15 protein-coding genes and 1 tRNA gene are annotated in these 11,528 nt (G+C 45.7%); 11 read left to right on the top strand and 5 right to left on the bottom strand.

Annotation, left to right across the window (positions count from 1 at the left end):
* Nucleotides 1-169: 169 nt before the first annotated feature.
* Both purE and CHA6605_RS16610 read right to left on the bottom strand, forming a co-directional pair.
* On the bottom strand, nt 170-685 hold the full coding sequence (gene purE, locus CHA6605_RS16615) for a 5-(carboxyamino)imidazole ribonucleotide mutase (protein WP_041549543.1): 516 nt from the start codon (nt 683-685) through the stop codon (nt 170-172).
* 206 nt (nt 686-891) lie between these two features.
* Nucleotides 892-2,472 (bottom strand): ammonium transporter, encoded by a 1,581-nt coding sequence (locus tag CHA6605_RS16610; protein WP_015160566.1) that lies wholly within the window; start codon nt 2,470-2,472, stop codon nt 892-894.
* Between the two features lie 265 nt (nt 2,473-2,737).
* Between CHA6605_RS16610 and nagA the strand changes: the two genes are divergently transcribed.
* From nagA to CHA6605_RS34265, 5 genes are all read left to right on the top strand, one after another.
* Nucleotides 2,738-3,871 (top strand): N-acetylglucosamine-6-phosphate deacetylase, encoded by a 1,134-nt coding sequence (gene nagA, locus CHA6605_RS16605; RefSeq protein WP_015160565.1) that lies wholly within the window; start codon nt 2,738-2,740, stop codon nt 3,869-3,871.
* Nucleotides 3,872-3,990: 119 nt separating this feature from the next.
* Entirely contained in the window at nt 3,991-4,149 is a 159-nt protein-coding gene (locus CHA6605_RS34270) for a hypothetical protein (RefSeq protein WP_157260015.1), read from the top strand.
* 1 nt (nt 4,150) lies between these two features.
* On the top strand, nt 4,151-4,891 hold the full coding sequence (locus CHA6605_RS16600) for an ATP-grasp domain-containing protein (RefSeq protein ID WP_015160564.1): 741 nt from the start codon (nt 4,151-4,153) through the stop codon (nt 4,889-4,891).
* 8 nt (nt 4,892-4,899) lie between these two features.
* Complete coding sequence (locus CHA6605_RS16595) at nt 4,900-5,640, top strand: ATP-grasp domain-containing protein (protein WP_015160563.1); 741 nt, start codon at nt 4,900-4,902, stop codon at nt 5,638-5,640.
* Nucleotides 5,641-5,648: 8 nt separating this feature from the next.
* On the top strand, nt 5,649-5,807 hold the full coding sequence (locus tag CHA6605_RS34265; RefSeq protein WP_015160562.1) for a hypothetical protein: 159 nt from the start codon (nt 5,649-5,651) through the stop codon (nt 5,805-5,807).
* A 94-nt stretch (nt 5,808-5,901) separates the two neighbouring features.
* On the opposite strand, the gene dapB is transcribed toward CHA6605_RS34265, so the two are convergent.
* A complete protein-coding gene (gene dapB, locus CHA6605_RS16590) occupies nt 5,902-6,729 on the bottom strand; it encodes a 4-hydroxy-tetrahydrodipicolinate reductase (RefSeq protein ID WP_015160561.1) in 828 nt (275 codons plus the stop codon).
* Between the two features lie 409 nt (nt 6,730-7,138).
* On the opposite strand from dapB, the gene CHA6605_RS34260 reads away from it, so the two are divergent.
* Nucleotides 7,139-7,300, top strand: coding sequence for a hypothetical protein (locus tag CHA6605_RS34260; protein ID WP_157260014.1), 162 nt, complete (start codon nt 7,139-7,141; stop codon nt 7,298-7,300).
* 85 nt (nt 7,301-7,385) lie between these two features.
* Nucleotides 7,386-7,634 (top strand): hypothetical protein, encoded by a 249-nt coding sequence (locus tag CHA6605_RS16585; RefSeq protein WP_051038907.1) that lies wholly within the window; start codon nt 7,386-7,388, stop codon nt 7,632-7,634.
* Between the two features lie 24 nt (nt 7,635-7,658).
* Here CHA6605_RS16585 and CHA6605_RS16580 read toward each other — a convergent pair whose 3' ends face one another.
* Nucleotides 7,659-8,186 (bottom strand): hypothetical protein, encoded by a 528-nt coding sequence (locus CHA6605_RS16580; RefSeq protein ID WP_015160559.1) that lies wholly within the window; start codon nt 8,184-8,186, stop codon nt 7,659-7,661.
* A gap of 226 nt (nt 8,187-8,412) precedes the next feature.
* Here CHA6605_RS16580 and rplS point away from each other — a divergent pair, with 226 nt between their 5' ends.
* Together rplS and CHA6605_RS16570 are read left to right on the top strand one after the other, a co-directional pair.
* Nucleotides 8,413-8,778 carry a 50S ribosomal protein L19 gene (gene rplS, locus CHA6605_RS16575; protein WP_015160558.1) on the top strand — a complete coding sequence of 122 codons (366 nt, stop codon included), beginning with the start codon at nt 8,413-8,415 and terminating at the stop codon, nt 8,776-8,778.
* Nucleotides 8,779-8,870: 92 nt separating this feature from the next.
* Nucleotides 8,871-8,943: transfer RNA gene (locus CHA6605_RS16570), tRNA-Trp, on the top strand.
* A 145-nt stretch (nt 8,944-9,088) separates the two neighbouring features.
* On the opposite strand, the gene CHA6605_RS16565 is transcribed toward CHA6605_RS16570, so the two are convergent.
* Complete coding sequence (locus tag CHA6605_RS16565; protein WP_015160557.1) at nt 9,089-9,439, bottom strand: DUF6464 family protein; 351 nt, start codon at nt 9,437-9,439, stop codon at nt 9,089-9,091.
* A 223-nt stretch (nt 9,440-9,662) separates the two neighbouring features.
* On the opposite strand from CHA6605_RS16565, the gene psaC reads away from it, so the two are divergent.
* Complete coding sequence (gene psaC / locus CHA6605_RS33035; protein ID WP_015160556.1) at nt 9,663-9,908, top strand: photosystem I iron-sulfur center protein PsaC; 246 nt, start codon at nt 9,663-9,665, stop codon at nt 9,906-9,908.
* A gap of 238 nt (nt 9,909-10,146) precedes the next feature.
* On the top strand, nt 10,147-11,379 hold the full coding sequence (locus CHA6605_RS16560) for an ISAs1 family transposase (RefSeq protein WP_015159932.1): 1,233 nt from the start codon (nt 10,147-10,149) through the stop codon (nt 11,377-11,379).
* Nucleotides 11,380-11,528: the final 149 nt, after the last annotated feature.

Genomic DNA, 11,528 nt, shown 5'->3' with positions numbered 1-11,528 from the left:
GATGTGGAAACTGCTTATCGGGGTATTTAATGCTTCACATCAAAATGTATTCCCGATAAACTAGAGTGCCTGCGATCTCTGTCACTCGCTCAAAATGTTCCACTATATGAATTTGAGAACATATCGCACTGACACCGATCGACTTTTCAATTTAGTATTGATGAGTCGATTAGGCTCCAAAATAATTGTGATGGCCGACCGCTTCTAACCTAGCTTGCTTGTCGAAGACCATTTCTTTGAGACTCCGTCGATAAGATTGGACTTGGGCGGATAATTCTGGATCGTGAGTAGCCAGGATTTGGACGGCGAGTAGTCCAGCGTTGGTCGCATTGCCGATCGCGACTGTCGCCACGGGGATGCCTGCGGGCATTTGCACGATCGAGTAGAGTGAATCAACTCCTTGTAATGTCTTGGTGCAAATGGGAACGCCAATTACTGGTAATGGGGTCAAAGCAGCTACCATTCCTGGTAAATGAGCTGCACCACCCGCACCAGCAATAATTACTTTCAAGCCTCGTTGGTATGCTGTTTGGGCATATTCTACCATTCGATCGGGGGTGCGATGCGCGGAGACAATCGCGACTTCATGGGAAATCTCAAATTGTTCGCAGATTTCGATAGCGGCTTTCATCGTTGGTAAATCTGAATCGCTGCCCATGATGATGCCAATAAGGGGAGATGTCATAGTTAAGAATCGATCGATCGATAGATAGTTACTCAAAGCTACGAGCATCATATTGTATTGGCGAGCTTCAAGAATTAATAATTGATAATTGATAATTATCTCTCCTGACTTGTGCGGGAGGTCTATTAAATTAAAAGACTAGGCTGTATACCAGCCTAGTCTTTTAATTTAACTTAAGTTCTAAAGTTAGTCGTTAAGCGTAGATCCTAGAGATTGCCACTCACCTCTGGATATTCTGCACTATCACGACTAGACTTACGCCCAGAGTGAATCTCTTTACTGTAGTCAGAACCACCGAGTGATGAGCCTGGATATGCCTCCATTCCGTGTTCGCTGATGTCCAGTCCTTGGAATTCTTCTTCCTGAGTAACCCTAATTCCCAAGGTCGCTTTCAGAATCGCCCAGAAGACAAAGCACAGAACGACTGTCACTACACCAACTGCCAAGGTTCCAACTAATTGATAACCTAATTGCTCGAAACTGCCATTAAAAAAGAGACCAAGTTTCGGTGCGGGAGTAACGCCGTAAGCATCGCCCTGACTGAATAAACCGACAGCGAGAGTACCCCAAACGCCATTGACTAAATGCACGGAAGTTGCACCGACAGGGTCGTCGATTTTGATTTTATCGAAGAAGCTAACTGCAAACACAACTAAGATCCCACCCACAGTACCAATAATTGCGGCTGAGGGCACGCTAATCCAAGCACAGGAAGCAGTTACAGCCACCAGTCCTGCCAAAACTCCGTTGATAATCATCGATAGATCTGGTTTACCGAGTACGACCCAAGCGACGACTGTGGCGGCAATCCCACCGAAAGCACCAGCAGTATTAGTCGTTACGGCAATATGTCCGATCGCTGCCGAGACGCCCATTGTCGAGCCAGGGTTGAATCCAAACCATCCCAACCACAAAATCAAGCAGCCGAGGGTCGCAATACTCATATTGTGACCTGGGATAGCATTGGCACTACCATCACTATTGTATTTACCAAGTCTCGCCCCAAGTATCCACGCTCCAACTAGAGCAGCCCAACCGCCGACGGCGTGAACGACAGTGGAACCAGCAAAATCATAGAAGCCCAAGTCGGCCAACCAACCACCGCCCCAGATCCAGTGTCCGGTAAGCGGATAAACGAGACCGACTAACAACAAGCTAAACACTAGGAAGGAGACAAATTTAATCCGTTCGGCAACTGCTCCAGAAACGATCGTGGCTGCCGTACCCGCAAAGGCTAACTGGAAAAAGTATTTAGTACTTAAAGGTACTCCCGTCCAATTAAGCGGGGTAAATGCCCCCTTGTAAGCATCGCCAGTTGCAGGGCTGTTGTCCGCGCCCATGAGGAAGAAACCATCGGTACCGATGAAGTTGTTGCCTTCGCTAAACATCAAGCCGAATCCAATTACCCAAAAAGCAACGCTGGAGAGCGCGAACACGATCAGGTTTTTTGCCAAGACATTAACAGCATTTTTCTCACGGCAAAATCCAGTTTCTAACATGCAGAAACCAGCATTCATAAAGATGACGAGCATGGCGGCGATCGTCACCCAAGCCGTATCGAGATTGACTTTGAGTTCTCCCGCCATTTTAATTGCATCTGGCGGTGCGTTCTGTGCTACGGCTGCAACATTCCAGAACACGATAATTGCTATACCAATTGGCAAGCAACTACGCCAAGTTACTGATAGTTGTCTATACCAATTAATCGCCAATAGCCTTCTCAGTAGACGCTCGACGCCTTTGTCGGTAGATCTACGCTGTTGGGTTACGCTTATTTTTGAAACCATAAATACTTATCTCTTTTTTCGATTGACAAGTCGAATAAACTGTGTATTGAAGGATGAACGACAGTCATTAGAGCGGTTGGCTCATATTGAGCTTAACTATACTGCTATCTGCCGATTGTGTCGAGAAATTTATTGAGCTGGATTCAGCACTTTGTGATGTATTTAATTAAACAGCGGACTAGATCGATAAATAGTCAAATAAGATACAAATTGTGTATATTGACGATCGACCGATCCCCAAAGCTTACAGCGACAGGTTGACACAATGAAAAACTACAAAATTGCCAATGCACGAGTACCTGGATACGCCGGATTGCAAGAGATCGCCATTCGCGATCGAAAGATTGTGTCAATCGATCGATTTGTGAATCTCGATCTACAGATTATCGATGTCGCAGGCGATCGGATTTCGCTCGGTGGTGTCGATCTGCAAATTAATGGCGCGCTGGGATTAGCATTTCCCGACGTGCAAATCAGAGATCTAGAGCGACTGGATCGGATCTGTGATTTTCTGTGGGAACAGGGAGTAGATGGATTTTTACCAACGATCGTCACGACTTCGATCGAGAATATCCATCGCTCGCTGGCTGTATTTACCAAATTCATGGCGCAGCAGCGTCCCGATACCGCGCAAGTACTGGGCGTTCACCTCGAGGGGCCATTTCTCAATCCTCAAAAACGGGGCGCACATCCAGAAGCTTACTTACTTCCATTAAACATTAAATTTATTACAGATGTTCTAGGTAAATACACTGGTGTTGTGAAAGTAATCACCCTTGCGCCAGAATTAGATCGGACAGACTCGGTTATCCCTTATCTGAAATCTTTAGGTATTATTGTCAGTTTGGGACACTCAGTGGCAACTTTCGAGCAGGCTGAGCTGGCATTTGCTGGCGGCGCATCGATGGTGACTCATGCTTTTAATGCAATGCCAGGATTAGGCCATCGAGAGCCAGGTTTGCTGGGTGCTGCATTGACTCAACCTCACGTCCAATGCGGATTTATCGCCGACGGACAGCACGTTCATCCAGCGATGTTAAAGGTACTGGTACGAGCGGGTAGATATAGCGAGGGATTATTTTTAGTTAGCGATGCTTTATCTCCATTGGGTTTACCCGACGGTAAATATCCTTGGGACGATCGCGAAATCGAAGTCATTAATGGTACGGCCAGATTACCAGATGGAACGCTTTCTGGCACGACTCGATCGCTGTTAGTCGGCGTTCAAAACTTAGTAAAATGGGGCGTTTGCGATATTGATGACGCGATCGCGCTAGCGACTAGTGCGCCACGCCAAGCAATTGGGCAATCTAGTAGTTATATCGGTCGAGATGCAAATTTATTGCGGTGGAATTATAATTCCGATCGAGAATTGAATTGGCAAAGATTCTCGATCTAAGCTTTCAAACTAAACAAAAATTGTAACTAAAACTAGGCAAAGCAATTTAGGTTACTATTTTAAACTCTCAACTCCCCGCTCCCCGCTCCCTGTCTTGTCTCGCTTGCTTGGTGCAACACATGCGGAGGGAACCTCCGCGTGGTTGCATCCGCAAACCGTCGGGAAACCCGACGTTGGCGTTGGCGGAGCCTGCCGTAGGCATAGCCTCTGCGTTAGCAGATACGCGAGCCGCCGCTCCCCGCCAAAATAGTAACCAAATTTATACCGGAGACTACTAACATGAAAGTCTACATCATTCAAAATAAAGATGGCGAATTTGCTAGTGTCAACTTTGCTGTTGCTTATGATGGCTTTCGGAAAATGGGCTGGGAAATCGTCACTTTTAGTAGGCAAGACAATACTCATCTGGACGATCTAACGCAAGAAGACGTTGTGGTAGGATATATTGAAGATGTCAAAGCCGCATTCGTTCGGTTAGGGATTGAAGTCCCTGTAGAGATTAATTATCCCGATGAATTGACAGTTTTTCTGGGTAGAAAAATTTGGAAATCGCGGATTAATTACATTGCCAAACATCCAGAGATTTGGAACATTTTTATTAAGCCAACAACGTCAACTAAAAAATTTACAGGACGAGTAGTTCGCAGTCCTAAAGATTTGATTAGTTGTGGCGATGAATTTGAAGATACCGAGATTTGGTGTTCGGAGCCAGTCAAGTTTTTAGCAGAATGGCGATGTTTCGTTCGTTATGGCGAAATCCTCGGCGTAAAATTTTATGCTGGCGATTGGCGGGTACATTTCGATCCGCAAGTAATCGAAAAAGCGATCGCGGCTTATACTTCTGCACCCGCCGGATATGCAGCAGATTTTGGCGTGACAGATAAAGGCGAAACGTTACTAATCGAAGTCAATGATGGTTATTCGATCGGTGCCTATGGTTTATTTCCGCCAGATTACGCACGGTTATTAGCATCGAGATGGGCACAGATAACTGGCTCTAAAGATTATTCTATTTATTGAGTATCAATATGAAAGTCTATATCCTCAAAGATAAATATGGTGAATTTGCCAATCCTAATTGTGCGATCGCGTATGATGGTTTCCGACAGATGGGATGGGAGATCGTGCCATTTAGACAGTCAGATAACCCTCTGCTACCAGATTTAATGCCAGATGATGTGGTAGTCGGATTTATTGAAACCGTTCAGACGGCATTACTCAAGCTGAAACTTACCTTGCCAGATGCAGTTAATTATCCAGATGAATTAGCAGATTTTTTAGGACGCAAGGTGTGGCAATCGCGGATTAATTATATTGCTAAACATCCAGAATTATGGGGCGTTTTCATCAAGCCAGTAACTTCACCAAAAAAATTTAAGGGTAGACTACTTAGCAGTCCTAAAGATTTAATTAGTTGTGGCGATGAATTTGAGGATACCGAAATTTGGTGTTCGGAGTCAGTTAAGTTTTTAGCAGAATGGCGATGTTTCGTTCGTTATGGCGAAATCCTCGGCGTAAAATCTTATGCTGGCGATTGGCGGGTACATTTCGATCCGCAAGTAATCGAAAAGGCGATCGCGGCTTATACTTCTGCACCCGCCGGATATGCAGCAGATTTTGGCGTGACAGATAAAGGCGAAACATTACTCATCGAAGTCAATGATGGTTATTCGATCGGTGCTTATGGTTTATTTCCGCCAGATTACGCACGGTTATTAGCATCGAGATGGGCACAGATAACTGGCTCTAAAGATTATTCGATTTATTGAGTATCAATATGAAAGTCTATATCCTCAAAGATAAATATGGTGAATTTGCCAATCCTAATTGTGCGATCGCGGATGATGGTTTTCGGCAGATGGGATGGGAAATCGTAGCATACGGATTCAGGCAATCTGTGCCAAAGGAGTGCCGCTCCCTACAGGAAACATGCTGAAAACCCCGTCCATTTATCGCGGGGAGTACGTCAATGAGTAGAATTAGGGTGGGCAGTTCCCGCCAGCCGAATCTTTCGACCTAATCCAAAAATACTACAATATCTTTTCCAATCCATATACTAGCGATTTTAGTCCTAAAATCTTGCGAATAGCGAGGAGGACTCCAGGCATATAGCACGATCGATTGGTGGTATCGTGGCGAAGTAAGTAGATCTCGCCAGGTGCGCCGAAGATAATTTCTTGATGGGCGATGTAGCCGGGAAGTCGGACGCTATGGATGCGAATATTTTCATCAGCGATGCAACCTCTAGCCCCACTAATTTTTTCAGATTCAGTGACGCTCGGAGGATTGAATGTCTTGCCGAGTTCGCCTAGCAGTTGCGCGGTTTGGATTGCGGTACCGCTAGGGGCATCAGCTTTTTGATTGTGGTGGAGTTCGATAATTTCGACGTGCTCGAAAAATTTGGCAGCTTGAATGGCGGCTTGCTGCATTAAGATTACCCCGATCGAGAAGTTGGGGATAATCAGACAGCCAGTACTAGCTTTATCGGCAAAGTCGGCTAATTCCTGAATTTGTTGGGGACTCAATCCGGTAGTCCCAACAACCGGACGCACGCCATAGGCGATCGCCGTTCGCACGTTTTCATAGATACTGTCAGGATGGGTAAAATCGACCATCACGGCGGTTTGTTTTTCTTGCGATGCCATTGCTAGGATTGCTTGGATATCGTTCATTACGGGCACTTCTAAGGCTCCACAGCCTGCGAGTTCGCCGATATCCTCACCCTGAATTTTGGGATTGCGATCGATCGCGCCCAGCAGCACCATATCTTGGGCATTAGCCACTGCTTTAATGACTTCTAGCCCCATTTTCCCCCCCGCACCATTGACGACGACAGGGATTGGCGATTGGCTACTCATGCTGATTCTCCTTTGCTGACAACTCCACATTGCCTATTATGACACCGAAAGACTTGCTATTTAGTTTCAGGCGGCCTGTCCCGATTGGCTCGAAGTTTTCTGATTGAGAGCTTTTGTTATAAAAGGTGAGTATTAACTAGGCTCCAAGGATGCTTCTTCTGCATCTGGGCAGAAACTAAGCATTTCCTATGGTTTTCATGGCGATTTATTATCTTTGGCGAGTCGCCATCTGGCTGTGCAATAATCTTGGCTTAGCTGGTACGATCGCAGAAGAAATCGACCGAGTACAAGCTTCTGCGCTCGATCGCTAAATTTTGCATGAGCTAGCATAGATAACAACGAGCTATGCTCGTAGATCCTCAATGCTGAGGATGACTGAGATCGGTACCTTCTTCAAGGAGCCACAGCTTTGACAGAATCCTTCGACGACATATTTACACCGCAAGTCGCAAATGAGGCTCGGCAAGCCTTAAAACAATTTCTGACGCCACCCAAACCAGCACTCTCCGAACCAGAGCGGGTTCATTTGGCACAGGCGACATCTTTTACCATTCCATTTGAAATGCTCTGACGCTGTTTGCCAAAAGATCGAGACTTTCGACAGAGGTAGTCACAGCCTTAGGACACCTATTTGAAGCACAATTCGGGCACGATGTTTGGCACAGATTAGACATCGATTCTCCAAAGAGAGGCTACGCCAACGAACTGTCCGAAATCTTTCCATCCCAGCCATATTATTTCACGATCGTCGCGATCGAGAAGTTGCATTTGAGGAAAGTCTCCATGTTTCGCAAATTTGGGCGACTGCACGGTTGATTGAAACTTCTGGTTTGGGACACCGCCGAATTTTACGGGATGAGTCAGTAATCGCGCAAACTGTCGATTTTATGAATACCCCGATTTAATTCAATTCAAAATCCAAAATGTTATTAGTTAGCAGCTTCCGATAATTCGATCGTCCGACCCTCGTAATCCTTAACCAAAAAGTTTAACGGTTTCTCACTGCGAATCTTATGCTTGACACCACGGGTTTGAATCCGCATCAAAAGCTGCTCCAGACATTCGCGATCGAAACAAACGTGTCGCTGCCGATTTTTGTCACCCAAGCTAGAGCCAGTAATCACATGCAGTTGGGCATTTTTCTTGAGTTGATACCACAACCCTTCCGAACCCTTCATACTGCGAACGCTAGCACGACCCATCGGTGCGGCTAAATACATCGGATCGATACCCGCCGTCCCGATCGTTTGCTCGTAATCGTAGTAATAGTGCAACGGCACTTGCGCGATCTTCAGATTTAATAGTCCTTCGTATAAATCTTGCGCGATCTGGAGATCCGACACCATCACCGTATACACCTTGGGGGCACTACTCAAAAACAGCCACATCGCCCCAGCGTAGGCTGCCAACAGCATCACCATGATACCTTGGGTCGAAAACAGGCTATCTAGAGGCATAAGATTGAAGAGGGCTAGGTAGTGAGTATTATGTTAGCAGTCTAGATTCGATAATGGCATAAAGTAGCTTTAGAATCGAGCTATGTTCAGCTAATAGTAGAGAACTTGCCTGCTACTTATCGCCGATCTAGCTAGATTGTCGGCCCGAGCGAATCTATCTAAAATTATTTTAGACAAATTCACACTGGTCTGCTATGATAAGAGTCTGTGAATTTTTTCAAACCACATGAAAGCTCAGGAAATTATTCGCTCGATCGAAGCGGAGTATCTAAAATCCGATCTGCCTACCCTTCACGTGGGCGACACCGTCCGTGTGGGCGTAAAAATTCAAGAAGGTAACAAAGAACGGGTGCAACCCTACGAAGGCATTATTATTGCTACTCGTAATGGTGGCATTAATGAAACTATTACTGTCCGTCGTGTCTTTCAAGGTATCGGCGTGGAACGGGTATTCCTGTTGCACTCCCCCAAAATTGATAGCGTCAAAGTAATTCGTCGCGGTAAAGTCCGTCGTGCGAAACTGTTTTATCTTCGCGAGCGCGTCGGTAAAGCAACTCGCGTCAAACAGCGGTTCGATCGTCCCTTGGAATAATTATCAGATTTTTCCGAGTATCCTGGCCATAAACTTTAGTTTCGTACTATACTAATCTACAGGGTCAGGAAGGTCGTTTCCTTTTCATCCATGCGCTTTTAGTTCAGTTGGTAGAACGTCGGTCTCCAAAACCGAATGTCGGGGGTTCAAGTCCTCCAGGGCGCGTAAAATAGGCTTTAAATATTAGGCTTTAGATGTTAGCTAAATTACAGCAAGGGTTTGTTTAACTGAATATTAAACAGACCCTTTTAAGCTTGGAATACATCTAAATTTATAAATACCCTTTTCCCTAAAACCTAAAGCCTATCCCCTACTCCCGAAACCGACAGCCCTCACATGGCCCGGTCGGATGAATCGCACAGCGAATCAGAATCGATCGAGCATTATACTTACAAGTAGCATCGCCAATAACCCATTGGCCGTCGATGAGACTCTGTTCTTCAGGACGAGTCGCCGATTGGACGTATAGAGCAACTTTGTGTAACTTATAGCGACCGGATTGTAAATGATAGCGGTGACGACGTTCTAGCACGGCATAGGTCTTGCCATCGAGATCGAGATAATTACCTGGTTGTGGCGTCCAATCCAGATAAATTTTAGTTAGTACTTCGCGCGATTGGGTCAAAATTACCTCAGTAGGCATTGACGCTAGTTCCGTCATTAGATCTCCATAATGAGCTTGAGACTCTAATTTTAAACTATCTCAAGCGAACTTAACCGATCGCCCATAATAACTCCCGTGCAACCAACCGCCAAGCAGCCAAAAGTTAAAAACCTTTAACTTATGTAGCCTTTTTGAGAACTAGCCTCTGTGGCTGCGGTAAACTAAGCCTTGATTCTTAGTTTTAGCATCGCTAAAGCTTTATCGTTGGGAGGACGATTATATGTCTCATAGCGTCAAAATTTACGACACTTGTATTGGCTGTACTCAATGCGTTCGGGCTTGTCCTACAGACGTATTAGAGATGGTACCCTGGGATGGTTGCAAGGCTCAACAAATTGCGTCTTCACCCCGCACCGAGGATTGTGTTGGTTGCAAACGGTGCGAAACCGCTTGCCCTACAGATTTCCTGAGTATCCGCGTTTATTTAGGCGCGGAAACCACTCGCAGCATGGGTCTAGCATACTAGTTCCCGATAGTGACTGGAGACTGAGGGTTCGTTGTGGTGCCTTTGGTCACTAGTCACTAGGGGGATAGGCTTTAGGCTTTAGGCTTTAGGAGAAAGGGGAAAGGGGAAAGGGGGAAAGAGGCACGGCTAGCGCACCTCAAACCCTATTGACAAAGGGATTGCTGCTGAGGGCTTCTATTTGAGAAAGATCTGAGCTAGGGTAGGTACGAGCGTCCATCTAGCGATTACAGTGAAAGTAATGCCGACACAAGTAGAAAAGAAGAAGCAAAAAACTGAAACAGTCGGAGCGACGAATTTAGACAGCCAAGAAATTACAAAGAAGTTTGGGCAATACTTTCAAGATATTAAAGATCCCAGAACCCAGAGGACGAGAGTACATCTACTCAAAGACATTATCACCATTGCCATCTTGGCAGTAATCGCAGGAGCAAAAGGATGGGAGGATATGGAAGAGTATGGTGTGAATAAGCAAGAGTGGTTAAGTACATTTCTAGAGCTACCAGGCGGAATCCCCAGCGCCGACACATTTAGAAGAGTATTTGAAAAAATCAATCCCAAAGAATTAGAGCAATGCTTTCGGCTGTGGGTGCAATCACTAATTGAGCAACTAGGAGTGGAAGTAGTCGCCATTGATGGTAAAACCAACAGAGGTTCATACGACAGGGCATCTGGGGTCAAAGCGTTGCACATGGTGAGTGCATGGGCGAGTGAGCATCGATTGGTCTTGGGACAAACAAAAGTCAGTGCTAAATCTAATGAAATCACAGCGATTCCCGCATTATTAGAATTGCTAGACATTCAAGGCTGTATCATCACTATCGATGCAATGGGCACGCAGAAATCGATGGCGACGAAGATTACTGGAGCAAATGCCGATTATGTGTTAAGCCTTAAGGATAATCATCCAACACTACACCAACAAGTCAAAAGCTGGTTTGAGACAGCACAATCACAGGGGTTTAAAGGCGTAGATGTCAGTATTAGTCAGCGGGTGGAGAAAGGACATCATCGGATTGAAAACCGGAAAGTTTACACTGTCCCTGTTTCACAACTACCATTGCTGTATCAACAAGACCAGTGGAGTGGACTGCAAACAGTTGTGATGGTTGTACGCAAGTCTCAGTATTGGAACAAGACCACTCATGAAGTCCAATTTTACCTAACCAGTCTTCTCAGCGATGCCAACCGGATTGGTAGTGCGATTCGCCAGCACTGGGGGATTGAGAATTCTGTCCATTGGACATTAGATGTCACCTTTGATGAGGACAAATCTCGCATTCGTTCTCTCCACGGTCCGCAGAATTTTGCCGTGTTACGTCGCCTTGCACTTAATGCCTTAGAACGTGAGACATCTTTTCGGCGTAGTATTCGTCAAAAGTCCCGGCGAACCGCGATGAATGACCGCTATATGCTTGCTGTCTTATCTGCGGCTGTTCCCACTTCCCATCCAAGCACATCCGCTTGTCAATAGGTTTTGAGATGCGCTAACCGTGGGGAAAGAGGATAGGAAATAGGCAATAGGGAAGCGAAGGAATTAAAATCCACAATCCGCAATCCACAATCCACAATCCAAAAGATTTCTGCCCACCTTGTTACATTCGATCGAAAATCGGGTAACTA

Origin of the sequence: Chamaesiphon minutus PCC 6605 (genome assembly GCF_000317145.1) — a bacterium.
In the GTDB taxonomy this organism is placed as follows: domain Bacteria; phylum Cyanobacteriota; class Cyanobacteriia; order Cyanobacteriales; family Chamaesiphonaceae; genus Chamaesiphon; species Chamaesiphon minutus.
This window is presented reverse-complemented; position numbering and strand designations above follow the sequence as displayed.

What these genes read in the sequence shown, in the direction of transcription:
- purE (WP_041549543.1), bottom strand. Translation starts at nt 685, where the DNA reads ATGACATCTCCCCTTATTGGCATCATCATGGGCAGCGATTCAGATTTA.
- CHA6605_RS16610 (WP_015160566.1), bottom strand. Translation starts at nt 2,472, where the DNA reads ATGGTTTCAAAAATAAGCGTAACCCAACAGCGTAGATCTACCGACAAA.
- nagA (WP_015160565.1), top strand. Translation starts at nt 2,738, where the DNA reads ATGAAAAACTACAAAATTGCCAATGCACGAGTACCTGGATACGCCGGA.
- CHA6605_RS34270 (WP_157260015.1), top strand. Translation starts at nt 3,991, where the DNA reads ATGCGGAGGGAACCTCCGCGTGGTTGCATCCGCAAACCGTCGGGAAAC.
- CHA6605_RS16600 (WP_015160564.1), top strand. Translation starts at nt 4,151, where the DNA reads ATGAAAGTCTACATCATTCAAAATAAAGATGGCGAATTTGCTAGTGTC.
- CHA6605_RS16595 (WP_015160563.1), top strand. Translation starts at nt 4,900, where the DNA reads ATGAAAGTCTATATCCTCAAAGATAAATATGGTGAATTTGCCAATCCT.
- CHA6605_RS34265 (WP_015160562.1), top strand. Translation starts at nt 5,649, where the DNA reads ATGAAAGTCTATATCCTCAAAGATAAATATGGTGAATTTGCCAATCCT.
- dapB (WP_015160561.1), bottom strand. Translation starts at nt 6,729, where the DNA reads ATGAGTAGCCAATCGCCAATCCCTGTCGTCGTCAATGGTGCGGGGGGG.
- CHA6605_RS16580 (WP_015160559.1), bottom strand. Translation starts at nt 8,186, where the DNA reads ATGCCTCTAGATAGCCTGTTTTCGACCCAAGGTATCATGGTGATGCTG.
- rplS (WP_015160558.1), top strand. Translation starts at nt 8,413, where the DNA reads ATGAAAGCTCAGGAAATTATTCGCTCGATCGAAGCGGAGTATCTAAAA.
- CHA6605_RS16565 (WP_015160557.1), bottom strand. Translation starts at nt 9,439, where the DNA reads ATGACGGAACTAGCGTCAATGCCTACTGAGGTAATTTTGACCCAATCG.
- psaC (WP_015160556.1), top strand. Translation starts at nt 9,663, where the DNA reads ATGTCTCATAGCGTCAAAATTTACGACACTTGTATTGGCTGTACTCAA.
- CHA6605_RS16560 (WP_015159932.1), top strand. Translation starts at nt 10,147, where the DNA reads ATGCCGACACAAGTAGAAAAGAAGAAGCAAAAAACTGAAACAGTCGGA.